The following is a 24,036-nucleotide window of genomic DNA, read 5'->3' as shown; positions in this document are numbered from 1 at the left end:
GATCAGGCGGCGGCCTCCGGGCCCCGGAAGGTGCGCCGGTAGGCGTGCGGGGTGGTGCCCAGGGCCCTGGTGAACTGGTGCCTCAGGGCCGCCGCCGTGCCGAAACCGGCGCGCCAGGCGATCGAGTCCATCGTCTCGTCCGTCGCCTCCAGCAACCGCTGGGCCAGCAGCACGCGCTGGCGCAGCACCCAGCGGTAGGGGGTCGTCCCCGTCTCCTGCTGGAAGCGGCGGGCGAAGGTGCGCGGGGACATGTGCGCCCGGGCCGCCAGCTGCTCGACCGTGACCTCCTCGTCGAGGTGCTGTTCCATCCAGGCCAGCACCTCGCCGACGGTGTCGCAGGAGGAGCGCGGCAGCGGCCGTTCGATGTACTGCGCCTGCCCGCCGTCCCGGTGCGGCGGCACCACCATGCGCCGGGCGATCCGGTTGGCGACCTCCGGCCCCTGCTCCTTGCGCACGATGTGCAGGCAGGCGTCGATGCCGGCGGCGGTCCCGGCGGAGGTGATCACCGGGTCCTCGTCGACGTAGAGCACGTCCGGCGCGACCTCGGCCCGCGGGTACTGCCGGGACAGCTCGTCCGCGTGGTGCCAGTGCACCGCGCACCGCCGCCCGTCCAGCAGACCGGCGGCGCCCAGCACGAAGGCGCCGGAGCACACGCTCAGTACGCGTGTGCCCCGGTCCGTCGCTCTGCGCAGGGCGTCCAGCAGCTCGGGCGGGTACTCCCGGCGGACGAAGTCGCTGCCCGCCGGCACCGCGATCAGGTCGGCCTCCTCCAGCCGCTCCAGACCGTACGGCGTGGAGACGGTCAGCCCGCCGACGTGGGTGCCCAGCGTGGGGCCCTCCGCCGAGACCACCGCGAAGTCGTACCCCGGCAGGCCCTCGTCGCTCCGGTCGATGCCGAAGACCTCGCAGATCACGCCGAGTTCGAAGGGGTGTGCACCGTCGAGCAGGACGGCGGCCACGTTGCGCAACATGCCGCCAGTGTGCCTCGACAGTGGCAGGAAATCGAGGTCTTACGGCAGTCCTGCCACTGACGGTAAGGAGTATCCGGCGCGACAGTGGTGTCATGACCGGAAACCAGATAGAAGGCCTCGTCGGAATGCTCGCGACCTTCGGACTCCTCGTCCTCATGATCCTCCCCTCGGTGATCGGCATCGTGCGCGACCGGCGCATCGACCGCCAGATCAGGGAGGCCCAGGAGGCGAGGGGCCGGGGAAAGGAGACGCAGAGGAGTCAGAAGTCCTCGGACAGGTCGACGGTGCCCTCCACCGCCACCTGGTACGCCGAGGGACGCCGCTCGAAGAAGTTGGTCAACTCCTGAACCCCTTGCAGCTCCATGAAGGAGAAGGGGTTCTCGGAGCCGTACACCGGGGCGAAGCCGAGGCGCGTCAGGCGCTGGTCGGCCACGCACTCCAGGTACTGCCGCATCGAGTCGGTGTTCATGCCCGGGAGGCCGTCACCGCACAGGTCGCGCGCGAACTGCAGCTCGGCCTCGACGGCCTCCCGCAGCATGTCGGTGACCTCTTGCCCAAGCTCGTCGTCGAACAGCTCCGGCTCCTCCTTGCGCACCGTGTCGACGACGTCGAACGCGAAGGACATGTGCATGGTCTCGTCCCGGAACACCCAGTTGGTGCCGGTGGCGAGGCCGTGCAGCAGACCCCGGCTGCGGAACCAGTAGACGTAGGCGAAGGCGCCGTAGAAGAACAGGCCCTCGATGCACGCGGCGAAGCAGATCAGGTTCAGCAGGAAGCGGCGGCGGTCGGCCTTGGTCTCCAGGCGGTCGATCGACTCGACCGAGTCCATCCAGCGGAAGCAGAACTCGGCCTTCTCCCGGATGGACGGGATGTTCTCCACGGCCGCGAAGGCGGCGACGCGGTCCTCCGGGTCGGGCAGGTAGGTGTCGAGGAGCGTCAGATAGAACTGGACGTGGACGGCCTCCTCGAAGAGCTGGCGGGACAGGTACAGCCGCGCCTCGGGGGAGTTGATGTGCTTGTAGAGGGTCAGCACCAGGTTGTTCGCGACGATCGAGTCACCGGTGGCGAAGAAGGCCACGAGGCGGCCGATCAGGTGCTGCTCCATGGGGCTGAGCCGGGCGAGGTCGGCGACGTCCGAGTGGAGGTCGACCTCCTCCACGTGCCAGGTGTTCTTGATGGCGTCCCGGTAGCGCTCGTAGAAGTCCGGGTACCGCATGGGGCGCAGGGTCAGCTCGAAGCCCGGGTCGAGCAGGTTCTTGGTGTTCTCGTTCATCACTGACAGGCCTCGCAGGACTCGGGGTTCTCCAGGGAGCAGGCGACCGCTTCGGGGTCCGGGCCGGCCTGCACGGGGACGGGGGTGGTGGCTCGGGCGGCGGCGCGGGCGATCCGGGTCGCGGGGCGCGAGCGCAGGTAGTACGTGGTCTTCAGGCCCTGCTTCCAGGCGTACGCGTACATCGAGGAGAGCTTCCCGATGGTCGGCGTCTCCAGGAACAGGTTCAGCGACTGGGCCTGGTCGAGGTACGGGGTGCGGGCGGCGGCCATGTCGATCAGGCCGCGCTGCGGGATCTCCCACGCCGTGCGGTACAGCGCGCGCACGTCCTCGGGGATCCAGGAGAAGCCCTGCACCGAGCCGTTCGCCTCGCGCAGCGCCTCACGGGTGCGCGCGTCCCACACGCCGAGCCGCTTGAGGTCGTCCACCAGGTAGGAGTTGACCTGGAGGAACTCGCCGGACAGCGTCTCGCGCTTGAAGAGGTTGGACACCTGCGGCTCGATGCACTCGTAGACACCGGCGATGGAGGCGATGGTCGCGGTCGGCGCGATGGCCAGGAGCAGGGAGTTGCGCAGCCCAGTCGTGGCCATGCGCTCCCGCAGCGCGGCCCAGCGCTCCGGCCAGGCGGGCGTCACGTCGTAGTGGTCCGGGTGCAGCACCCCCTGGGCCGTACGGGTCTTCTCCCAGGCCGGGGCCGGGCCGCCGCGCTCGGCGAGGTCGGCGGAGGTCTCGTACGCGGCGAGCATGATCCGCTCGGCGATGCGGGTGGACAGGGCCTTCGCCTCGGGGGAGTCGAAGGGCAGGCGGAGCTGGAAGAAGACGTCCTGGAGGCCCATCGCGCCGAGACCGACCGGGCGCCAGCGGGCGTTGGAGCGGGCCGCCTGCTCGGTCGGGTAGAAGTTGATGTCGACGACCCGGTCCAGGAAGGTGACGGCGGTGCGGACGGTGGCGTCGAGGCGCTCCCAGTCCAGGTCGCCGCTCGCGGGGTCGGCGAAGGCGCCGAGGTTGACCGAGCCCAGGTTGCAGACCGCCGTCTCCCCGTCGTCGGTGACCTCCAGGATCTCCGTGCAGAGATTGGAGGAGTGGACGACGTGGCCGGGGGTCGCGGTCTGGTTCGCGGTGCGGTTGGCGGTGTCCTTGAAGGTCATCCAGCCGTTGCCGGTCTGCGCGAGGGTGCGCATCATGCGGCCGTACAGCTCACGGGCGGGCAGCGTCTTGCGGGCGAGCCCCGCCTGCTCCGCCTTGCGGTAGGCCGCGTCGAACTCCTCGCCCCACAGGTCGGTCAGCTCCGGCACGTCGGCGGGGGAGAACAGCGACCAGGTCCCGTCGGCGTCCACCCGGCGCATGAACTCGTCCGGCACCCAGTGCGCGAGGTTCAGGTTGTGCGTGCGGCGGGCGTCCTCGCCGGTGTTGTCCCGCAGCTCCAGGAACTCCTCGACGTCCGCGTGCCAGGTCTCCAGGTAGACCGCGGCGGCACCCTTGCGCCGGCCGCCCTGGTTCACGGCGGCGACCGAGGCATCCAGCGTCTTCAGGAACGGGACGATGCCGTTGGAGTGCCCGTTGGTGCCGCGGATCAGCGAACCCCGGGCGCGGACGCGGGAGTAGGCGATGCCGATGCCGCCGGCGTGCTTGGACAGGCGGGCGACCTGGTGGAGGCGGTCGTAGAGGGAGTCCAGCTCGTCCTTGGGGGAGTCCAGGAGGTAGCAGGACGACATCTGGGCGTGCCGGGTGCCGGAGTTGAAGAGGGTGGGGGAGGAGGGCAGGTAGTCCAGGCGGCTCATCAGGCCGTACAGGGCGGCGACCTCGTCCACGGCCCGCGGGGTGTCGTCCTCGGCGAGTCCGGCGGCGACCCGCAGCAGGAAGTGCTGGGGCGTCTCGACGGCCTTGCGGGTGAGCGGGTGACGGAGCAGGTAGCGGCTGTACAGGGTGCGCAGCCCGAAGTAGCCGAAGCGGTCGTCGGCGTCCGGATCGACCAGCGCGTCGAGGCGGGCCGCGTGCAGCCGGACGAAGGCGGCGGTGCGGTCGGCGATCAGGCCCTCGCGGTGGCCGGTGGCGATGGAGTCGGTGAAGGTGGCGACGCCCTGGGAGGCGGCCTCGGCGCGGATGCCGATGGTCAGCAGCCGGGCGGCCAGCCGGGAGTAGACCGGGTCCTCGGAGATCAGACCGGCGGCCGCCTCCGTGGCCAGCTCGCGCAGCTCGGCCTCGTCGGCGCGGGCGGACCGGCCCCGCAGCGCGGCGGCGGCCACCCGGCCGGGGTCGGCGCCCCGGAGGTCGGCGGTCAGCCCGGTCAGGGTCCGCAGCAGGGCGGCACCGGGTCCGTCGGGTTCCCCGGTCGCCGTCACCGGGGTCGCTGAAGCCGGATCGGCTGGCGCGATGGTCACGTGGAGCACTCCCTCGCTCGGCACGGGGCCTGGCGGAGGGCAGGGGGGCTCACGAGCGCGCACGGCGTCGCGTCCACCGGCCCACTCCACGAGGCCCGGACGTCATGGCACCCGGGCCAAGGCGGCCGGGCGCACTGTCGGCAGGTCCTCGGACTGGACAGGCGTGCGCGCACGTGCGAAGACGTACGGATGCACGCAAGTACACCGTTGCGGGACAGTTCCGGATTCGCACCGGATTCCCCTGCGGCGACAGCGAGCACGAGCATACATCTTGTGCCGGGCTCCGCCGGCACCCCCAGATGTTGTGTCCGGACGGCGTGTCAGTACGTCGTCTCGGGCCGGTGTCAGAGCGCCAGTTCGTAGGTGAGCAGCATGATGTCGTCCAGCTCCGGCACAGGGTTCCAGTCGCGGGCGGGGGTGCGGACGAAGCCGAGGCGTTCGTAGAGGCGGTGGGCGGTGTGCATGGTGCGCTGGGTCGACAGCACGATGCTCGCGCAGCCCGGCACGGACCGGGCGCGGTCGAGGCAGGCCCGCACCAGGGCCTCGCCGGCCCCGCGGCCGCGTGCCTCGCGGGCGACGGCGAGCATGCGTATCTCGGCCTCGCCGGGGCGCGCGATGTCCGCCATGGGGCCGCCGGACGGCACGAAGGTCACGCCGCCGAGCACCCGCCCCTCCGCCGCGGCGACCAGCACCTCGGCGGCCGCCGCCCGCTTGGCCACGTCGCGCAGCTCGTCCAGGTAGGAGTCGCTCTCCCCGAAGTCGAGGAGGCCGTCGCGCAGGTAGGCCTGCGCGGTGATCTCGCCGAGGGTGTCGTACTCCTCGGCCGTCGCCTGTCGGATCACGAAGTCCATGACGCCGAGTGTGCCCGACGGGTACGACAACGGGCCGCCGGATTTCTCCGACGGCCCGCTGAGGAGCGCCGCTAGTGCGAGCTGCCCGCCGTGGCCGGCGGCAGTTCCACCTGGACGCCGGGGTCGCCGGCGTCCGCCGTGTAGTCGCTCGGCTTGGTCTCGTCGACGCCGTCGGGCGCCTTGACCGCCCTCAGGACGAAGGTCAGGACCACGGTGACCAGGACGTTCAGCACGAAGGCGGTGAGACCGATGTAGCCGATCTCGCCGATGCCGGGGATCTCGTCGGAGGAGCCGCCGAAGTGCTTCTGCGTCGGCGAGGCGACACCGTAGGCGGCGACCGTGCCGTAGACCATGCCGACCGCCCAGCCGCCGAGCAGCGCCCAGCGGTGGAACCAGCGGGTGAACAGGCCGCCGACCAGGGCCGGGAAGGTCTGCAGGATCCAGATGCCGCCCAGCAGCTGGAAGTTGATCGCGACGGTCTTGTCCATGCCCAGGACGAAGATCAGCGCGCCCACCTTCACCAGCAGCGACACCAGCTTGGAGACCTTCGTCTCCTGTGCCGGGGTGGCGTCGGGCTTGATGAAGTCCTTGTAGATGTTGCGGGTGAACAGGTTCGCGGCCGCGATCGACATGATCGCCGCCGGGACCAGGGCGCCGATGCCGATCGCCGCGAAGGCCACGCCCGCGAACCAGTCCGGGAACATGTTCTCGAACAGCTGCGGGATCGCCAGCTGGCCGTTCTCCACCTTGACCCCGGCCGCGATCGCCATGAAGCCGAGCAGCGCGAGCAGGCCCAGCATCAGCGAGTACAGCGGCAGGATCGTGGTGTTGCGGCGGATCACCTCACGGCTGCGCGAGGACAGCGTGGCGGTGATCGAGTGCGGGTACATGAACAGCGCGAGGGCCGAACCGAGCGCCAGGGTCGCGTACGTCCACTGGCCCCCCGCGTCCGGTACCACTCCGCCCTTGCCCGCCTCGGTGAACTTGTCGCTCGCCGACGCGAAGATGTCGTCGAACCCGCCCAGCTTGATCGGGATGTAGATGATCGCCACCGCGATGACGATGTAGATCAGCGTGTCCTTCACGAACGCGATCAGCGCGGGGGCGCGCAGTCCCGACGAGTAGGTGTACGCGGCCAGCACGCCGAAGGCGATCAGCAGCGGCAGGTCCTTGACGAACCAGTTGGTGTCCTCGCCGCCGCCGACGCCCATCACGTCGAGGACGGCCTGGATGCCGACCAGCTGGAGCGCGATGTACGGCATGGTCGCCAGGATGCCGGTGACGGCCACCGCCAGCGACAGGCCCTTGGAGCCGAACCGGCCGCGCACGAAGTCCGAGGTCGTCACGTAGCCGTGCTTGTGCGAGACCGACCACAGGCGGGGCAGGAAGGTGAAGATCAGCGGGTAGACCAGGATCGTGTACGGCACCGCGAAGAAGCCGGACGCGCCCGCCGCGTAGATCGCCGCCGGGACGGCCACGAAGGTGTACGCCGTGTACAGGTCGCCGCCCAGCAGGAACCAGGTGACCCAGGTGCCGAACGAGCGGCCGCCGAGGCCCCACTCGTCGAGGCTGTGCTCGTTCTCGGCCCGGCGCCAGCGGGCGGCCAGGAAGCCCATGGCGGTGACGAGGACGAAGAAGAAGATGAAGACGGCGAGTGCGACGCCGTTCACGCCGTCGTTCACTTGGCCCCGCCTTCCCGGCGGGCGCGCTGGTCACGCTGCCAGAGCTTGTACGCGATCACCGTCAGCACGGTGGAGATCAGTACCCACGCCATCTGGTACCAGTAGAAGAACGGAATGCCGATGAAGTCGGGGTCGGACTTGGCGTACGAACCGACCCACAGCATGGCGACGAACGGTGCGACAAGGCAGAGGGCGATGACGACGCGCACCGGCGTCACCGTCGGCCCTCTGTTCACTTCTGGGGCTTGTGACATGCGGTGGCTCCGTCCCCTCGCTGATCACCTGGTGCAGTGCGCACGAAAATGTAGGTGACGGCGTCAAGAGAGCGGAAGACCTCGTCCGTATATCGGTCCTCAACCGCAATGTCGCGTGCCGGAGGGGAGCGGCACCCCTCAGTCCTGGGGACGCTTGAGGCGGGCCACGAACTTGTAGCGGTCGCCCCGGTACACCGAGCGCACCCACTCCACCGGCTGGCCGGTGCGGTCCTGCGAGTGCCGGGAGAGCATCAGCATCGGCAGGCCCACGTCGGTGCCGAGCAGGCCGGCCTCGCGCGGGGTGGCCAGGGAGGTCTCGATGGTCTCCTCGGCCTCGGCGAGATGGACGTCGTACACCTCGGCGAGCGCGGTGTAGAGGGACGTGTACTTCACCAGGGAGCGGCGCAGGGCGGGGAAGCGCTTGGCGCTGAGGTGGGTGGTCTCGATGGCCATCGGCTCGCCGTTGGCCATGCGCAGCCGCTCGATGCGCAGCACCCGGCCGCCGGCCGTGATGTCCAGGAGTCCGGCGAGCCGGTCGTCGGCGGTGATGTAGCCGATGTCCAGCAGCTGCGAGGTGGGTTCGAGACCCTGGGCCCGCATGTCCTCGGTGTACGAGGTGAGTTGCAGGGCCTGCGACACCTTGGGCTTGGCGACGAAGGTGCCCTTGCCCTGGATGCGCTCCAGGCGCCCCTCGACGACCAGCTCCTGCAGGGCCTGGCGCACCGTGGTGCGCGAGGTGTCGAACTCGGCGGCGAGGGTGCGCTCCGGCGGGACCGGTGTGCCCGGAGTCTGGGTCCGGGTCATGTCGAGCAGATGCTTCTTCAGACGGTAGTACTTGGGCACGCGCGCGGTACGGACGGTCGCCCCACCCTCGTTCTCCGCACTGCTGACGTCGGTGCTCATGCTCTGCCTTCCCGGCTCCGGGTGCCGAAGCGACCGCTATCCCTGTCGGCCACGGCTCACATCGTGGCACGGCTTCGTGCCGGGATGGCCCCCGCACGCTCCGTGATCCCTTCTGTATACCCGCGGGAACACCCTTGGTCTAGTCCACAGGCGCGTCGGACGCCGCTGGTACGCGCGTTCGGAGCCATCCCCGCACCGCATTCGGTGGGAGGTGGTACACCCGGTCCCGGTCCGCCCGATCTGTCGCTTGCGCAATGAAAGGTCCCTGCATATCTCGGTCCCATCACGGACGCCGGGACGGAGTTTGAACACCCTTGACAGTCCTATTGGTCTGGGCCAAGCTCCCCGTACTGGTCTACACCATTGGTCCAGGTCCCGGCCCCATGGGCGGTCCGCGTCGACGAGCAACCGCGGGGAGGCAGGGGGGTTGTGTGGCATCCCTGAGGAGGGTTGGCGTGAAGCGCAAGCTTATAGCCGCGATCGGTATCGCGGGCATGATGGTCTCCATCGCCGCATGCGGGGGCGACGGCGACGACGACGGCAAGAAGGCCGGGGCCGACGGCTACGCCGGCGAGACGCTGACCGTCTGGGTGATGGACGGCTCCTCGCCGGACGACTGGCAGGCGGACCTCGCCAAGGAGTTCGAGGCGAAGACCAAGGCCAAGGTCAAGTTCGAGATCCAGAAGTGGAACGGCATCCAGCAGAAGCTGACCACCGCCCTCTCCGAGGAGAACCCGCCCGACGTCTTCGAGATCGGCAACACCCAGACCCCCGCCTACGCCAAGACCGGCGGCCTCGCGGACCTGAGCGACCTCAAGAGCGAGATCGGCACCGACTGGTCCGAGTCCCTCAACAAGTCCGCCGTCTTCGACGGCAAGCAGTACGCGGCCCCGTGGTTCGTGGTCAACCGCGTCGTCGTCTACAACAAGAAGATCTGGGCGGACGCGGGCATCAAGGAACTGCCCAAGACCCGCGACGAGTTCTACAACGACCTCAAGACGATCGGCGAGAAGACCGACGCCGAGCCGATCTACCTGCCCGGCCAGAACTGGTACCACTTCGTGGGCCTGGTCATCGGCGAGGGCGGCGAACTGGTCAAGAAGGACGGCGACAAGTACGTCTCCAACCTGTCCGACCCGAAGGTCGCCGCCGCCACCGAGACCTACAAGAAGTTCCAGGACCTGTCCAAGGCGCCCAAGGACAAGGACGAGGCCACCCCGCAGCAGGGTGAGATCTTCGCCAAGGGCAAGACCGGCTCCTTCATCGGCATGGGCTGGGAGGGCGCCACGGCGATCGCCACCAACCCGGCGATCGAGAAGGACCTCGGCTACTTCACCATCCCGGGCCCCACGGCGGACAAGCCCGAGGGCGTCTTCCTCGGCGGCTCCAACCTGGCCGTCGCCGCGGGCAGCAAGAAGCAGGACCTCGCCAAGGAGTTCCTGAAGCTCGCGCTCTCCGACAAGTTCGAGGGCGGCCTGGCCAAGGCCAACGGCGTCATCCCGAACAAGGAGGCGCTGCAGAGCAACCTGAAGGGCAACGCCGCCGCCGAGGCCGCCGCGCCGGCCGCCGGTACCGGTGACACCACCCCGCTGATCCCGGAGTGGGCCGCGGTGGAGAACGACCCGAACCCGATCAAGACGTACCTGACGGCCGTCATGAAGGGGAAGTCCCCGGCCGAGGCCGCCAAGCAGGTCGAGGGCGAGTTCAACAAGCGCCTGGCGCAGCAGCAGTAGCACCGGGTGAGCCGGGGCGGGGGCTGACACACCACGGCCCCCGCCCCGGCGTCGAGGTGAACAGGTCGAGAAGAGAGAGACCCCGAGCATGACCGTGCAGACCGAACGGCCGCCCTCAGGCCCGTCGGACGTCCGCAAGGCGGACGGTGGGGGAACCGGCGGGCCGCGAGCGAGAGCGGCGTCGCGCGCCGGCGCGCTGGCGCCGTATCTGCTGCTGCTGCCCGCCGCCGCGGCCACCGTGCTGCTGCTCGGCTGGCCGCTGCTGAAGGACGGCCTGCTGTCCTTCCAGAACCTCAACATGGCGCAGCTGATCCAGCACGTCACCGAGTGGACCGGCTTCGACAACTACAAGGAGGTCCTCACCGGCGAGGACTTCTGGCGCGTCACCCTCCGTTCCATCGTCTTCACCGCGGTCAACGTCGTCCTCACCGTGGTGCTGGGCGGTCTGATCGGCCTGCTGCTCGCCCGCCTCGGCAGAGCGATGCGGTTCGTGCTGATGATCGGCCTGGTCCTGGCGTGGGCCATGCCGGTGGTCGCCGCGACCACCGTCTACCAGTGGCTCTTCGCCCAGCGCTTCGGCGTCGTCAACTGGGTGCTCGACAAGCTCGGCTGGCACTCCATGGCCGACTTCAGCTGGACCGGCAGCCAGTTCTCGACCTTCTTCGTCGTCACCGTGCTGATCGTGTGGATGTCCGTCCCGTTCGTCGCGATCAACCTGTACGCGGCGACCACCACGATCCCCGGTGAGCTGTACGAGGCCGCCGCCCTCGACGGGGCCGGCACCTGGCGCAGCTTCACCTCGGTCACCCTGCCGTTCCTGCGCCCGTTCCTCTACGCCACGACGTTCCTGGAGATCATCTGGATCTTCAAGGCGTTCGTGCAGGTCTACACCTTCAACGGCGGCGGACCGGACCGTCTCACCGAGATCCTGCCCGTCTACGCCTACATCGAGGGCGTCGGCAACCAGCACTACGGCATGGGCGCGGCGATCGCGGTCCTGACCATCCTGATCCTGCTCGGCCTGACCGCGTACTACCTCAGGATCGTGCTCAAGCAAGAGGAGGACGAGCTGTGAAGCGCTCGCTCTTCGGCCGCGTGTGGCCCAACGTCACGGCCGTCGTCCTGTTCATCGGCCTCGTCTTCCCCGTCTACTGGATGTTCGCCACGGCCTTCAAGCCGACCGGGGACATCATCTCGGAGGACCCGGTCTGGTTCCCGACCGACGTCACCTTCGAGCACTTCAAGACCGCGACCGAGGCCGACCACTTCTGGACGTACGTGAGCAACTCGCTCATCGTCACCGTCTGCGCGGTCGTCTTCTCGCTGATCATCGCGCTGGCCGGGTCCTTCGCCCTGGCGCGGATGCGGTTCAAGGGGCGGCGCGGCTTCATCGTCGGCTTCATGCTGGCCCAGATGGCGCCCTGGGAAGTCATGGTCATCGCGATCTACATGATCGTGCGCGACGCCTCCATGCTGAACAGCCTGGTGCCGCTCACGCTCTTCTACATGATGATGATCCTGCCCTTCACCATCCTGACGCTGCGCGGCTTCGTCGCCGCCGTGCCGAAGGAGCTGGAGGAGTCCGCGATGGTCGACGGCTGCACCCGGGTCCAGGCCTTCCGCCGCGTCATCCTGCCGCTGCTCGCCCCGGGCCTGATGTCCACCTCGATGTTCGGCTTCATCACCGCCTGGAACGAGCTGCCGCTCGTCCTGGTCGTCAACAAGGAGGCGGAGTCGCAGACCCTGCCGCTGTGGCTGACCAGCTTCCAGACCGTCTTCGGCGACAACTGGGGTGCGACCATGGCCGCCTCCTCCCTGTTCGCCGTCCCGATCCTGATCCTCTTCGTCTACCTCCAGCGCAGGGCCGTCAGCGGGCTGGCCGCCGGCGCCGTGAAGGGATAGCACCCCCGATGACGACCCTCGCGAGGGCCACCGACACCCTCACGCGCGACGCGCTCACCGTCCTCCAGCCCGGCTTCGCCGGCACCACCGCCCCCGACTGGCTGCTGCGCCGCATCGGCGAAGGGCTGGCCTCCGTCGCCCTGTTCGGACGCAACGTCACCTCGCCCGAGCAGGTGGCGGCCCTGACCGCCCAGCTGCGCGCCGAGCGCGAGGACCTGCTGGTCGCGATCGACGAGGAGGGCGGCGACGTCACCCGGCTCGAGGTGCGCACCGGCTCCTCCTTCCCCGGCAACCACGCCCTCGGCGCGGTGGACGACGTCGGGCTCACCCGGGCGGTGGCCGCGGAACTCGGCCGCCGGCTCGCCGCCTCGGGCGTCAACTTCAACTGGGCGCCGTCCGCCGACGTGAACTCCAACCCGGACAACCCGGTGATCGGCGTGCGCGCCTTCGGCGCCGACACCGACCTGGTCGCCCGGCACACCGCGGCCTACATCACCGGGATGCAGTCCGCGGGCGTGGCCACCTGCGCCAAGCACTTCCCGGGCCACGGCGACACGGGCATCGACTCCCACCACGCCATGCCGCGCATCGACGTGGACGCCGACGTGCTCGCCGAGCGCGACCTGGTCCCGTTCCGCGCGGCCGTCGCGGCCGGCAGCCGCGCGGTGATGAGCGCCCACATCCTGGTCCCGGCCCTGGACCCGGACCGCCCGGCAACGCTGTCCCGCCGCATCCTGACCGACCTGCTCAGGGGCGAGCTGGGCTACGACGGGCTCGTCGTCACCGACGGCATCGAGATGAAGGCCATCGCGGGCACGTACGGCATCGAGCGCGGCACCGTCCTGGCCGTCGCCGCCGGTGCCGACGCGATCTGCGTGGGCGGCGGTCTGCACGACGAGGGCACCGTACGGCGGCTGAGCGACGCGCTGGTCGAGGCGGTGCGGGCCGGTGAGTTGCCCGAGGAGCGCCTGGCCGACGCGGCGGAACGCGTCCGGTCCCTGTCCCGCTGGGCCGCGGCGAACCGTCCCGCCGACGGGGCCGCGGACGCCGCCGACGGCGACGTGGGGCTGCGCGCGGCCCGTCGCGCGCTGCGCGTCACCGGGGACTCGGCCCCCCTCACCGAGCCGCCGTACGTCGCCGCGCTCACCCCGGTGGCGAACATCGCGGTCGGCGACGAGACGCCGTGGGGCGTGGCCGCCGAGCTGTGCCGCCTGCTGCCGGGCACCGAGACCGGCAGCTTCAACGGGGCCGACGCCGGCCGCGAGGCGCTGGCCGCGGCGGGTGCCCGCCGTATCGTCGCCGTCGTCCGCGACGAGCACCGCCACCCGTGGATGGCGGCGGCCCTGGACGTCCTGCTGGCGGCCCGCCCCGACACGGTCGTCGTCGAGATGGGCGTCCCGCGTGCGGCGCCCCGCGGCGCCGTCCACCTCGCCACCCACGGCGCGGCCCGCGTCTGCGGCCGAGCGGCGGCGGAGGCCCTCGCGGGCGTCTGACCCACACCTCGCCGGCCCACCGAAGGCGCTGGTCCCGTCACGGGGCCGGCGCCTTCGGCGTGCGGGGCGGCGCGGTGGCGCGGGCCTGGCGGGTGCGGTCCTGACACACGAAGGCGCCGGGTCCCCGTGGGGAACCGGCGCCTTCGCCAGGTGAGTGACCGTCCCGCGAGGCCCTGCGCGGGACGGGGGAGAGCCGGGGGAGCGTCAGATGCCCTGCCAGTCCGGCTTGTGGGTGTAGGTGTGCCGGAAGTAGTCGGCGAGCTTCAGCTTGGACGCGGCGGCCTCGTCGACGACGACCGTGGCGTGCGGGTGCAACTGCAGCGCGGAGGCCGGGCACACGGCCGCGACCGGCCCCTCGACGCTCGCGGCGACCGCGTCGGCCTTGCCCTCGCCGGTGGCCAGCAGCACCACGTGCCGGGCCTCCAGGATGGTGCCGATGCCCTGGGTGATCACGTGGTGCGGCACCTGCTCGATGTCGCCGTCGAAGAAGCGCGCGTTGTCGACCCGGGTCTGCTCGGTCAGGGTCTTGATCCGCGTCCGCGAGGCGAGCGAGGAGCACGGCTCGTTGAAACCGATGTGCCCGTCGGTGCCGATGCCCAGCAGCTGGAGGTCGACCCCGCCGGCCCCGCCGAGCGCCCGGTCGTAGGCCTCGCACGCCGCCTGCACGTCCGCGGCCGTCCCGTCGGGACCCATGAACGCGTCCATGCCGATGCCCAGCGGCTCCAGCACCTCGCGCCGCAGCACCGAGCGGTACGACTCCGGGTGCTCCGCGGGCAGCCCCACGTACTCGTCGAGCTGGGCGATCCGCGCCCGCGCGGTGTCCACGGCACCCGAGCGCACCTTGGCCGCCAGCGCCTCGTACACGGGCAGCGGCGTCGAGCCGGTGGCCACCCCGAGCAGGGCGTCGGGCTTGCGCCGGAGCAGCTGCGCCATGGCCTCGGCTATGAGTTCGCCGCCCGCCTTGGCATCGGGAACGATGACAACTTCCACGCTGGCCTGCCGTTTCGAAGAGAGGACTCACCCGGGGCCCGGGACTGGCTATGTGGTTTAGACCAATCTAACAGAGCAGGGCCCCGCGGTCGCGCCGAAACGGTCGGTCGAGTGGTGGTGTGCCGACGGTGGTGTGCCGGCGGTGGTATGCCGACAGTGGTGTCAGGTCAGTGAACCTCCCGTGGCGTCCACCCAGCTTCCCGTGACCCACCGGCCTCCGTGCGAGGCGAGGAACGCGACGACGTCGGCCACCTCGGCGGCCGACCCCACCCCGCCCAGCGCGGAGAGCGCGGCCGCCTGCTCCCAGCCGTCCGCGCTCCCGTACAGCAGCTCGGCCGTGTTGTCCGTGTCGATGATGCCGGGCGCCACCGAGTTCACCGTGATGCCGCGGGCGCCCAGCACCTTGGAGAGGTCGCGCGAGAACACGTCCAGCGCGCCCTTCGTCATCGCGTACGCCATGTTGTCCGGCATCACGGCCGTGCGCGCCAGGCCCGACGAGATGTTGACGACCCGGCCGCCGTCGCGCAGCCGGTCCATGCCGTGCTTGAGGATGAAGAACGGCGCCTTCACGTTGACCGTGAAGACCGCGTCGTACTCCGCCTCCCCTATCTCCCCGATGGGGCGGGTGTTGCCGATCCCCGCGTTGTTCACCAGGACGTCCAGGCCGTCGGCGTGTCTGTCGAACTGCTCCCACAGTGCCTCGGCGGCACCCGGAGCGGCCAGGTCGGCCCTGACCGTGAACGCCGAGCCGCCCGCGGCCTCGATCGCGGCGACCGTCTCCTTCGCCGCCGCCTCGCTCCTCCCGTAATGCACCCCGACCCGCGCGCCGTCGCGGCCCAGCCGCTCCGCGATGCCCCGCCCGATGCCCCTGCTCGCCCCTGTGACGAGTGCCGTCCTGCCCGCAAGCGCGCCCATCCCGGCGCCCCCTTCGTATTTACTAGTGGTCGCTACAGAAATGACCGTACAGGAGCCGGGCGGACTTTTTCTAGTGGGCGCTATAAAATGCACTCCATGGTGAGCGGTGAGAAGAGCGAACGGTCCGGGACGCCTGCTCGGGGCGGTGCGGCCAGGACCCGCGGCCGTCCGCGTTCCTTCGACCGGGCGACGGCGCTGGAGGCCGCGCTGCTGGCGTTCTGGGAGCACGGCTACGAGGCCACGTCCGTCTCCGACCTGACACGGGTCATGGACATCGGCGCCCCGAGCCTCTACGCCGCCTTCGGCGACAAGCGCTCGCTCTTCGAGGAGGTCGTCCAGGAGTACGGCGTGCGGTACGGCTCCTTCGGCGACCGGGCCCTCGCCGAGGAGCCGACCGCGCGCGCCGGCATAGAGAGGATGCTGCGCGAGGCCGCCGCCGAGTACACGGCCCCCGGCCGGCCGCACGGCTGCCTCGTCATCCACGCGGCCGCCAACTGCTCGACCGCCGAGGTCGAGGAGTCCCTGCGGGAGCGGCGCAACGCCAACATCGCTGCCATCGAGCGCCGGATCGCGGCCGACGTGGACGAGGGCGTCCTGCCGCCGGACACCGACGCCGCCGCCCTCGCCCGGTACACCGGCGCGATGATCCAGGGCATGTCCCAGCAGGCGCGCGACGGCGCGAGCCGGACGGAGCTGGAGGCACTCGCGGAAATTGCCCTGGCGGTCTGGCCCCGAGGTTGAGCCATCAGGGTTAGGCTTCTGGCGGCTGCCCGGACGGCGGTGCGGCCGGCAGAAGTCACCAACAACAAACAACGTCCACCGCATGGACACGGTTAGTGGTCTAGTCCACAATGGTCAGCGAGGCACCGACCGTGTCGCTCGCGCAAGGTGATCGTCAGGCTTCCGTCCTCCCCGCACAGGAGGACGGACCGAGGAACCGGAGCTCTCTGCCCTGACTGCCCCGGCTCCTCATCCTTCGGCCGACCGGGACCGCACACCCCACGGCCGATGTTGCTCCGGGCTGCGGTGCCGGGAGGGTTGAGGGTCCCTCTCAGGCGCCGCGGCCCGCGGGTGTTTCCGGGGGCCTTCCGGGCCGCGCCCCGGGGCGGGGGAGCCGTGCGGAGTGACTGGTCTCGATCACTGTCCGTACCGCCAGGTACGCTCAGCCCGTGCCCTCCATGAACGAACTCGTACGCCAGCACACCGCGCTCGACGACAGCGACCTCGAGTGGCTCCATCTGCTGGTCTCGGAGTGGCAGCTTCTCTCCGACCTCTCGTTCGCCGACCTGGTCCTGTGGGTCCCCACCCGGGACGGCACGCGCTACGTCTCCGTCGCGCAGATGCGGCCCAACACGGGGCCCACCTCCTACCAGGACGACATGGTCGGCCACCTCGTCCCGCGCGGCCGGCGCCCCATGCTGGACGCCGCCCTGGACGAGGGCCGCATCGTGCGCGAGGGCGACCCCGAGTGGCGCGAGGAGGTCCCGGTCCGCGTCGAGTCCATCCCCGTACGCCGCCAGGGCCGCGTCCTCGGGGTCATCGCCCGCAACACCAACCTGCTCACCGTGCGCACCCCCAGCCGCCTGGAGCTGACCTACCTGCAAAGCGCCTCGGACCTGGCCCAGATGATCGCGGCCGGCGCCTTCCCGTTCGAGAACCAGCAGGTCGACATGGACGCCTCGCCCCGCGTCGGCGACGGCCTGGTCCGGGTCGACGGCGACGGCATCGTCCAGTACGCCTCGCCGAACGCCCTGTCGGCCTACCACCGCATGGGCCTGGCCGCCGACCTGGTGGGCCAGCACCTGGGCCGCACCACCGCCGAACTCGCCCCCTCCCGCGGGCCGGTGGACGAGGCACTCGCCAAGGTGGCCAGCGGCTGGGCCCCGCGCGAGTTCGAGATCGAGGCGCACGACGGGGTGATCCAGTTCCGTGCCATCCCGCTCAAGCCCAAGGGCACCCGCATCGGTTCGCTGGTGCTCCTGCGGGACGTGACGGAACTGCGCCGTCGTGAACGCGAGTTGATCACCAAGGACGCCACGATCCGGGAGATCCACCACCGGGTGAAGAACAACCTCCAGACCGTGGCGGCCCTGTTGCGCCTCCAGGCCCGGCGCATCGAGTCCGACCGGGGCCGCGAGGCGCTGGAGGAGGCCGTCCGCCGGGTGGGTTCGATCGCGATCGTGCACGAGACGCTCTCCCAGAACCTGGACGAGCGCGTGGAGTTCGACGAGATCGCCGACCGCGTGCTCGCGATGGTGGCGGAGATCTCGCCGGGCAAGGTCACCGGTCGGCGTACCGGACGCTTCGGCATCCTCGACGCCGAGGTCGCCACCCCGCTGTCCATGGTCCTGACCGAGGTGCTCCAGAACGCCCTGGAGCACGGCTTCCGGGACGGCGACACCGGCACGGTCGAGGTCGCCGCGGTGCGCGGCGGCACGACGAAGGAGGCCAGGCTGCTGGTCACCGTCCAGGACGACGGCGTCGGCCTGCCCGAGGGCTTCGACCCGCACCGCTCCGGCAATCTCGGCCTGCAGATCGTCCGCACCCTGGTGGAGGGCGAGCTGGGCGGCACCTTCGACATGGTCCCCGCCCCGGAGCGCGGCACCCGGGTGATCCTCGACATCCCGGTGCCCGCCGCGAAGTAGGGCGCGGAAGCGGCACGGAACGTAACGGAACGTAAGGGCTCGGGCGCAGCAAAAAGCCCCGGACCGGTGAAGGTCCGAGGCCAGTGCTCGTGCGATACATCGTCCGATGCGCATCGGGGGGTACTGCGCGCTGCGGCTCGGGAGCGGGGGATGCGTACTCGCTGTACGCGCCGCCAAGCTGAGGCTGTCAGTAGGGGTGGGTTGTCAGGCGGAGGCCTGACGAGCCCGGTTGCGGGCGGCACGGCGCTTCATCGCGCGGCGCTCGTCCTCGCTGAGACCACCCCAGACGCCGGAGTCCTGGCCGGACTCGAGCGCCCACTGCAGGCACTGCTCCATGACGGGGCAGCGACGGCAGACGGCCTTGGCTTCCTCGATCTGCAGCAGCGCGGGACCGGTGTTGCCGATGGGGAAGAAGAGCTCGGGGTCTTCCTCGCGGCAAACGGCGCGGTGACGCCAGTCCATGGCTGCTACCTCTCCTTGGTATTACATGCTGGGATGCTTGTGAATGTGAACGCTTTCACGAATCCCTCAACAAGGGAAGGGCCTACCGTCAGGTTCCCTGGCGTGGTCCTGTGATTTGAAGAGGGGTTCCGGTGATCTGTGGATGCCGGTCCTGCGGGCTGTCCCGATCGCCAAGAAGAGACTCGCAAACCTCGGCGGCGGATACAACCCCTTCCGGAAAGTTTTTTTTGATTCTTCGGTGTCGACTAGGTCACAGCCGTACTTCCATGGGGTGGACCCTGGTCTAAACGTTCGAGTGAAAGGACTTTCGCCCCTTCTGCTCACACAATCACACGCAGTGCACGGCGTACGCCTGTGAACGCCACGCTGGTCCGCAACCCCAGGTGGTCACCGTCCATCTGGAGGGGCAGGGGCACCTTCGAATGCAAGGTGAAGTCGGTCAGATCGTGCAGGGAGACCGCGTGCCGGCCGCGCGGTCCCCGATCGGGGGACGAAGTGAGCAACTGGGTGCCATACCGGGCAACCGCGGCCGTCGACAGCCGGCTGAGGCCGAAGACGTCGAGCGCGGTGTCGAACGACGCCTCGGGGGAGGCGTAGATCGGGCGGTTGCCGAGGAACGTCCACGGGCAGGTGTTCGAAACTATGGAGAGCACCAGATCGGTGACCGGGTCCTCGCCCGCCCGCTCCAGGGTGATCGTCCCGCTGCGGCGGTGCGGCTCGCCGATGAGCTGGCGCACCACCTGGCGTACGTAGAGGGCGTGCGTCGACCGCTTGCCGCGTTCGCGGTGCTGCTCGACGCGGCCGACCACCCCGGCGTCGAACCCCAGACCGGCGTTGAAGGTGAACCAGCGGGCCGGGACCGCCTCGTCCTCCGAACCCGGCGTACCCGACGCCAGACCCAGGCCGACGGTGCGCTCCCTGCCCTCGCGCAGGGCGTCCAGCAGGGCTCCGGTGGCCTCCACCGCGTGGTTGGGCAGACCGAGGGCGCGGGCGAAGACGTTGGTGGAACCGCCGGGCACCACCGCGAGGCCGGGCAGGTGCTCGGGGTCGGGTCCCGCGTGCAGCAGACCGTTGACGACCTCGTTCACCGTGCCGTCGCCGCCGAGGGCCACCACCAGGTCGATGTCGTCGCTCTGGGCCGCGTGGCGGCCGAGGTCGCGGGCGTGGCCGCGGTACTCGGTGGTGACCGCTTCCAGCTTCATCTCGCTCGCGAGCGCGTGGATCAGCACGTCGCGCGTGCGCGCACTCGTGGTGGTTGCCGCCGGATTGACCACGAGAAGTGCACGCATGGTGTGCAGGGTACCTACTGGGTGGTACTCGGCCCAGACCGAGGTGAGGATCCCCACCGGCACCCCGTGCGCGTGATACGCCCGACACCCGGGCGGGCGCGCGTGGGCCGAGGGCTACCCTTCAGGGGTGAGCAGCGAGCAGACCCCCGCCCCCACCTCCGCGGCCGCCGAAGAGGCAGGCCCCCGCCCCGGCCGGCTGACCGCCGCGGCCGCCGTCGCCGCGCTGGAGGGGCTGGCGCTCGTCGTCGGCGGGGTCTGGATGCTCGTGGCGGGTCTCACCGGGCACCCCGACGACCGGACCGCGGCCGTCACCGGCGGCGTCACCCTGATCGTCCTCGCCCTGCTGCCGCTGCTCGCCGCCCGTGGACTCATCGGCCGGAAGGGCTGGAGCCGTGGGCCCGCCGTGATCACGCAGATCATGGCGCTGCCCGTGGCCTACACCCTGATGCGGGCCGACGGCCTGGCCGTCCCGGCGGGCATCGTGCTCGCGCTGGTGGCCGTCGCCGGGCTGGTGCTGCTGGTCAATCCCACCACCACCCAGGCCCTGGGCATCCGGGGACCGGGCAGCGCCGGGAAGTAGCTCCGGGCGCCCGACGACGGCGCCCAGGCGGTGTCCGACCGGCGGCTACTCCTCGACCAGCAGCTTCTCCCGCAGCTGGGCCAGCGTGCGGGCCAGCAGCCGGGAGACGTGCATCTGCGAGATCCCGACCTCTTGCGCGATCTGGGACTGGGTCATGTTGCCGAAGAAGCGCAGGAGCAGGATGCGCTTCTCGCGCGGGGGCAGGTCTTCGAGGAGCGGCTTGAGCGACTCCCGGTACTCGACCCCTTCGAGGGCCTCGTCCTCGGCGCCGAGGGTGTCGGCGACCGCCGGGGACTCGTCGTCGGTGTCCGGGACGTCCAGGGATAGCGTGGAGTACGCGTTGGCCGACTCCAGGCCCTCCAGGACCTCCTCCTCCGAGATCGACAGCTTCTCGGCGAGTTCGTGGACCGTGGGGGAGCGGCCGTGCAGCTGGGAGAGCTCCGCCGTGGCCGTCGTCAGGGCCAGCCGCAGCTCCTGGAGCCGGCGCGGGACGCGTACCGCCCAGCCCTTGTCCCGGAAGTGCCGCTTGATCTCGCCGACGACCGTCGGGGTCGCGTAGGTGGAGAACTCCACCCCGCGGTCCGGGTCGAAGCGGTCCACCGACTTGATCAGTCCGATGGTGGCGACCTGGGTGAGGTCGTCCAGGGGCTCACCGCGGTTGCGGAAGCGGCGCGCGAGGTGCTCGACCAGCGGCAGGTGCATGCGGACCAGCCGATTGCGCAGCTCCGCGTACTCCGCACTGTCCTTCGTCAGCGTGCGCAGCTCGGTGAACAGAAGGCGCGCACCGCTGCGGTCCTGCGGGTCGTGCCGTGTGCCCTGCGCGCCCCGTGCGCCCGGTGCGTGGCCCTCGGAGTGTCGCTCGTGCTCGCTCATCGTCCCGCCCGTTGCCCTTTCCCGAGCCCGCGCCTCCGCTCGGACGGGCCGGACGGGGGTCTCCCCGGTCCGCTGCCCGTCGCCCGGAACGACGGCCTCGGGCGAGGTCTCGTCCTCGGGATGCGGCCGGGCCTGCTCGGGGATGCCGTCGATGCCGTCCGCCGTGCGTCGCGCCTCGTTCGGAGAACGTGTGCCCTCGGCCGGCAGCTCCCGTGTACCGCGCTCTTCGTCCCGCACCGGCCCGTCCCCGTCCCTCACGTCGGCCCGGGTCCCGCGCCGCGCTGTTTGTAGAGGCTGATCGAAACGGTTTTGTCCTCGTCCACGGCGGAGGAGACCTTGCCCGCGAGGGCGGAGAGCACCGTCCAGGCGAAGGTGTCCCGCGAGGGGGCGTGGCCGTCCGTGGTCGGCGCCGAGACGGTGACTTCGAGAGAGTCGTCGACGAGGCGGAAGACACAACTGAGCACCGAGCCGGGCACGGCCTGCTGAAGCAGGATCGCGCAGGCCTCGTCGACTGCGATGCGCAGGTCCTCGATCTCGTCGAGGGTGAAGTCCAAACGAGCTGCGAGGCCGGCCGTCGCCGTACGCAGCACCGACAGGTAGGCACCCGCGGCCGGCAGCCGGACTTCGACGAAGTCCTGGGTCGCGGGCTCGCCTGCGATCTGGGACACCCTCACCTCCAAGGTGGTACAAGCGTTACAGGGCCGAGGGACGCCCCTCGGGATAACGCGATACGTGGTTCAGCGGTGACGTTATCGCGCTCCGAAGTTTCCTGTCCCCGAGACCCCAACCCCATGCTGTCACTCATAGTAAACACGCGAACACGCACAGTGGCTAGGGGGTGGGCGGGCCCAAATCGGAAGAGCGCGCGCCGGGTTGACGTACCCAGACGTCAGACGGTCGAACCGTCCCGGGCAGAGGTCACACGAGGACGTGATCGACGAAGCACCAGCGCCAGCTCTCCCCGGGCTCGAAGGTCCGCATCACCGGGTGACCGGTCTCCTTGTAATGCGCCGTCGCGTGCTGCCTCGGCGAGGAGTCGCAGCAGCCGACATGGCCGCAGCTGAGACACAGCCTCAGCTGTACCGGGTCCGTTCCCTCGGCCAGGCACTCCGGACAGGTCTCGCCGCACGGCTCGGGTTCCGGGTGCGGCAGCGCGTCGGCGTGCGTGCACTGTTTCATGATTGCCAGGTTACGACGGGCGTGCGGATGACCGCGCGGAAAACGAGGGTGGGCGAGGACCATGGACGTGATGCCGCTGCTGTTGCTGGTGGCGGGCAGCGCAGCGATCGCCGCGGCGGGACGGCGGGTGCCGGTTCCGGTGCCGCTGCTGCTGGTCGCGGCGGGCCTGGCGGTGAGCTACGTGCCCGGTGTGCCCGACTACACCCTCGACCCGCACATCGTCCTGCCCCTGCTGCTGCCCCCGCTGCTGCACACCGCGGCCACCGACAGCTCGTACCTGGACCTGCGGGCCCAGGCACGCCCCGTGGCGCTGCTGTCCGTGGGCTACGTCCTGTTCGCCACCTTCGTCGTCGGCTGCGCCGCCTACGTCATCGTGCCGGGCCTGCCACTGACCGCGGCCCTGGTGCTCGGCGCGGTGGTGGCGCCCCCGGACGCCGTCGCGGCCACGGCGGTCGCCCGCCGCGTGGGGCTGCCCTCCCGGATCACCACGATCCTCCAGGGCGAGTCCCTGGTGAACGACGCCACCGCCATCACCGCCTTCAAGGTGGCGCTCGCGGCGGCCGTCGGCGAGGGCGCCACCTGGGCCGGCGGGATCGGCGAGTTCCTGATCGCGGCGGTGGGCGGCGTCGGCGTCGGACTGGTCCTGATGGTGCCGCTGCACTGGCTGCGCACCCACCTGAGGGAGGCGCTGCTGCAGAACACCCTCTCTCTGCTGATCCCGTTCGTCGCCTACGCGGTCGCCGAGCAGGTGCACGCCTCGGGGGTGCTCGCGGTGGTCGTCGTCGCGCTCTACCTCGGGCACCGCGCGTGGGAGGTCGATTTCGCCACCCGGCTCCAGGAGGAGGCGGTGTGGAAGATGGTCGCCTTCGTCCTGGAGTCGGCCGTGTTCGCCCTCATCGGACTCCAGCTGCCCGTCGTCCTCAAGGGCTTGGGGGAGTACGAGGGGATCGACGCCGCCCGGTACGCCCTCGCCGTGTTCCTGGTGGTCGCCGTGGCGAGGTTCGCGTGGGTGTACCCGGCGACCTACCTGCCCCGGCTGTCGGCACGCGTACGCGCGCGCGAGGGCGACCTCTCCTGGAGGGGGCCGTTCGTGATCGGCTGGGCCGGGATGCGGGGCGTGGTCTCGCTGGCCATCGCCTTCTCCATCCCGCTCACCGTGCACGGCGGCGAGCCCTTTCCGGAGCGCAACCTCATCCTGTTCCTCACCTTCACGACCGTCATCGGCACGCTGGTCGTCCAGGGCGTCAGCCTGCCGCCGCTGATCCGGCTGCTGAAGTTCCCGGCGCACGACGTGCAGGCCGAGACACTGGCGGAGGCCAACGCGCAGGCACAGGCCTCGCGGGCCGCGGAGCGGCGCCTGGACGAGCTGCTGGCCGACGAGCGCAACGCCCTGCCGGGTCCGCTCGCGGACCGCCTCCGCACGGTCCTGGAGCGCCGCCGCAACGCCGTCTGGGAACGGCTCGGCCAGGTCAATCCCGTCACCGGCGAGACCGTCGACGACACCTACCGGCGGCTCTCCCGGGAGATGATCAGCTCCGAGCGCGAGGTCTTCGTCCGGCTGCGGGACGGCCGCTACATCGACGACGAGATGCTCCGGACCCTGCTGCGCCGGCTGGACCTGGAGGAGGCGGCGGCCTACCGGGAGGCCACCTGAGCGGGCGCA

General features: G+C 70.6%; 22 protein-coding genes and 1 riboswitch. Of the genes, 8 read left to right on the top strand and 14 right to left on the bottom strand.

All coding sequences use genetic code 11. The annotated features are described in order from the left end of the window. Window positions 1-2: 2 nt before the first annotated feature. The 7 genes from ACIRGB_RS01060 to ACIRGB_RS01030 form a co-directional block, all read right to left on the bottom strand. Window positions 3-971, bottom strand: a complete 969-nt coding sequence (locus tag ACIRGB_RS01060; protein WP_403857225.1) for a GlxA family transcriptional regulator — start codon at window positions 969-971, stop codon at window positions 3-5. A 259-nt stretch (window positions 972-1,230) separates the two neighbouring features. After that, on the bottom strand, window positions 1,231-2,244 hold the full coding sequence (locus ACIRGB_RS01055) for a ribonucleotide-diphosphate reductase subunit beta (RefSeq protein ID WP_403857222.1): 1,014 nt from the start codon (window positions 2,242-2,244) through the stop codon (window positions 1,231-1,233). Continuing rightward, window positions 2,244-4,622 (bottom strand): ribonucleoside-diphosphate reductase subunit alpha, encoded by a 2,379-nt coding sequence (locus tag ACIRGB_RS01050; protein WP_403857219.1) that lies wholly within the window; start codon window positions 4,620-4,622, stop codon window positions 2,244-2,246. Before ACIRGB_RS01050 ends, ACIRGB_RS01055 begins: the two co-directional genes overlap by 1 nt. A gap of 121 nt (window positions 4,623-4,743) precedes the next feature. Next, window positions 4,744-4,905: riboswitch (cobalamin riboswitch) on the bottom strand. 61 nt (window positions 4,906-4,966) lie between these two features. Continuing rightward, complete coding sequence (locus tag ACIRGB_RS01045) at window positions 4,967-5,473, bottom strand: GNAT family N-acetyltransferase (RefSeq protein WP_403857216.1); 507 nt, start codon at window positions 5,471-5,473, stop codon at window positions 4,967-4,969. 71 nt (window positions 5,474-5,544) lie between these two features. Continuing rightward, on the bottom strand, window positions 5,545-7,155 hold the full coding sequence (gene mctP, locus ACIRGB_RS01040) for a monocarboxylate uptake permease MctP (RefSeq protein ID WP_403857213.1): 1,611 nt from the start codon (window positions 7,153-7,155) through the stop codon (window positions 5,545-5,547). Beyond that, complete coding sequence (locus ACIRGB_RS01035; protein ID WP_403857210.1) at window positions 7,152-7,409, bottom strand: DUF3311 domain-containing protein; 258 nt, start codon at window positions 7,407-7,409, stop codon at window positions 7,152-7,154. The genes mctP and ACIRGB_RS01035 overlap by 4 nt, the downstream gene beginning before the upstream one ends. 138 nt (window positions 7,410-7,547) lie before the next feature. After that, the gene (locus ACIRGB_RS01030; RefSeq protein ID WP_003973740.1) at window positions 7,548-8,312 is read right to left on the bottom strand and encodes a GntR family transcriptional regulator; all 765 of its coding nucleotides are present in this window, start codon (window positions 8,310-8,312) and stop codon (window positions 7,548-7,550) included. 455 nt (window positions 8,313-8,767) lie between these two features. On the opposite strand from ACIRGB_RS01030, the gene dasA reads away from it, so the two are divergent. From dasA to ACIRGB_RS01010, 4 genes are all read left to right on the top strand, one after another. After that, window positions 8,768-10,045 carry a N,N'-diacetylchitobiose ABC transporter substrate-binding protein DasA gene (dasA, locus tag ACIRGB_RS01025; RefSeq protein WP_403857207.1) on the top strand — a complete coding sequence of 426 codons (1,278 nt, stop codon included), beginning with the start codon at window positions 8,768-8,770 and terminating at the stop codon, window positions 10,043-10,045. An 88-nt stretch (window positions 10,046-10,133) separates the two neighbouring features. Continuing rightward, complete coding sequence (locus ACIRGB_RS01020; RefSeq protein ID WP_403857204.1) at window positions 10,134-11,120, top strand: carbohydrate ABC transporter permease; 987 nt, start codon at window positions 10,134-10,136, stop codon at window positions 11,118-11,120. Continuing rightward, window positions 11,117-11,947 (top strand): carbohydrate ABC transporter permease, encoded by an 831-nt coding sequence (locus ACIRGB_RS01015; protein WP_403857201.1) that lies wholly within the window; start codon window positions 11,117-11,119, stop codon window positions 11,945-11,947. The genes ACIRGB_RS01020 and ACIRGB_RS01015 overlap by 4 nt, the downstream gene beginning before the upstream one ends. An 8-nt stretch (window positions 11,948-11,955) precedes the next feature. Then, a complete protein-coding gene (locus ACIRGB_RS01010) occupies window positions 11,956-13,440 on the top strand; it encodes a glycoside hydrolase family 3 protein (RefSeq protein WP_403857198.1) in 1,485 nt (494 codons plus the stop codon). A gap of 204 nt (window positions 13,441-13,644) precedes the next feature. Here ACIRGB_RS01010 and nagB read toward each other — a convergent pair whose 3' ends face one another. Next, window positions 13,645-14,430 (bottom strand): glucosamine-6-phosphate deaminase, encoded by a 786-nt coding sequence (gene nagB / locus ACIRGB_RS01005; RefSeq protein ID WP_403857195.1) that lies wholly within the window; start codon window positions 14,428-14,430, stop codon window positions 13,645-13,647. A 162-nt stretch (window positions 14,431-14,592) separates the two neighbouring features. Next, window positions 14,593-15,345, bottom strand: coding sequence for an SDR family oxidoreductase (locus ACIRGB_RS01000; protein WP_403857192.1), 753 nt, complete (start codon window positions 15,343-15,345; stop codon window positions 14,593-14,595). Window positions 15,346-15,441: 96 nt separating this feature from the next. Here ACIRGB_RS01000 and ACIRGB_RS00995 point away from each other — a divergent pair, with 96 nt between their 5' ends. Both ACIRGB_RS00995 and ACIRGB_RS00990 read left to right on the top strand, forming a co-directional pair. After that, the gene (locus ACIRGB_RS00995) at window positions 15,442-16,086 is read left to right on the top strand and encodes a TetR/AcrR family transcriptional regulator (protein WP_403857189.1); all 645 of its coding nucleotides are present in this window, start codon (window positions 15,442-15,444) and stop codon (window positions 16,084-16,086) included. A gap of 428 nt (window positions 16,087-16,514) precedes the next feature. Continuing rightward, window positions 16,515-17,990, top strand: a complete 1,476-nt coding sequence (locus ACIRGB_RS00990) for a sensor histidine kinase (protein WP_403857186.1) — start codon at window positions 16,515-16,517, stop codon at window positions 17,988-17,990. Between the two features lie 204 nt (window positions 17,991-18,194). On the opposite strand, the gene ACIRGB_RS00985 is transcribed toward ACIRGB_RS00990, so the two are convergent. Together ACIRGB_RS00985 and ACIRGB_RS00980 are read right to left on the bottom strand one after the other, a co-directional pair. Continuing rightward, entirely contained in the window at window positions 18,195-18,452 is a 258-nt protein-coding gene (locus tag ACIRGB_RS00985) for a WhiB family transcriptional regulator (RefSeq protein ID WP_003973730.1), read from the bottom strand. A 320-nt stretch (window positions 18,453-18,772) separates the two neighbouring features. Further along, window positions 18,773-19,741 carry a diacylglycerol/lipid kinase family protein gene (locus tag ACIRGB_RS00980; RefSeq protein ID WP_403857183.1) on the bottom strand — a complete coding sequence of 323 codons (969 nt, stop codon included), beginning with the start codon at window positions 19,739-19,741 and terminating at the stop codon, window positions 18,773-18,775. 127 nt (window positions 19,742-19,868) lie between these two features. Between ACIRGB_RS00980 and ACIRGB_RS00975 the strand changes: the two genes are divergently transcribed. Next, on the top strand, window positions 19,869-20,321 hold the full coding sequence (locus ACIRGB_RS00975; protein ID WP_403857181.1) for a hypothetical protein: 453 nt from the start codon (window positions 19,869-19,871) through the stop codon (window positions 20,319-20,321). Window positions 20,322-20,366: 45 nt separating this feature from the next. Here ACIRGB_RS00975 and ACIRGB_RS00970 read toward each other — a convergent pair whose 3' ends face one another. From ACIRGB_RS00970 to ACIRGB_RS00960, 3 genes are all read right to left on the bottom strand, one after another. Further along, on the bottom strand, window positions 20,367-21,431 hold the full coding sequence (locus ACIRGB_RS00970; RefSeq protein WP_403857178.1) for an RNA polymerase sigma factor SigF: 1,065 nt from the start codon (window positions 21,429-21,431) through the stop codon (window positions 20,367-20,369). A gap of 17 nt (window positions 21,432-21,448) precedes the next feature. After that, complete coding sequence (locus tag ACIRGB_RS00965) at window positions 21,449-21,862, bottom strand: anti-sigma regulatory factor (RefSeq protein ID WP_003973726.1); 414 nt, start codon at window positions 21,860-21,862, stop codon at window positions 21,449-21,451. A gap of 250 nt (window positions 21,863-22,112) precedes the next feature. Continuing rightward, window positions 22,113-22,373, bottom strand: coding sequence for a UBP-type zinc finger domain-containing protein (locus ACIRGB_RS00960; protein WP_087807295.1), 261 nt, complete (start codon window positions 22,371-22,373; stop codon window positions 22,113-22,115). A gap of 61 nt (window positions 22,374-22,434) precedes the next feature. On the opposite strand from ACIRGB_RS00960, the gene ACIRGB_RS00955 reads away from it, so the two are divergent. After that, complete coding sequence (locus ACIRGB_RS00955) at window positions 22,435-24,027, top strand: Na+/H+ antiporter (protein ID WP_403857174.1); 1,593 nt, start codon at window positions 22,435-22,437, stop codon at window positions 24,025-24,027. Window positions 24,028-24,036: the final 9 nt, after the last annotated feature.

Origin of the sequence: Streptomyces sp. NPDC102490 (assembly GCF_044765285.1) — a bacterium.
In the GTDB taxonomy this organism is placed as follows: domain Bacteria; phylum Actinomycetota; class Actinomycetes; order Streptomycetales; family Streptomycetaceae; genus Streptomyces.
This window is presented reverse-complemented; position numbering and strand designations above follow the sequence as displayed.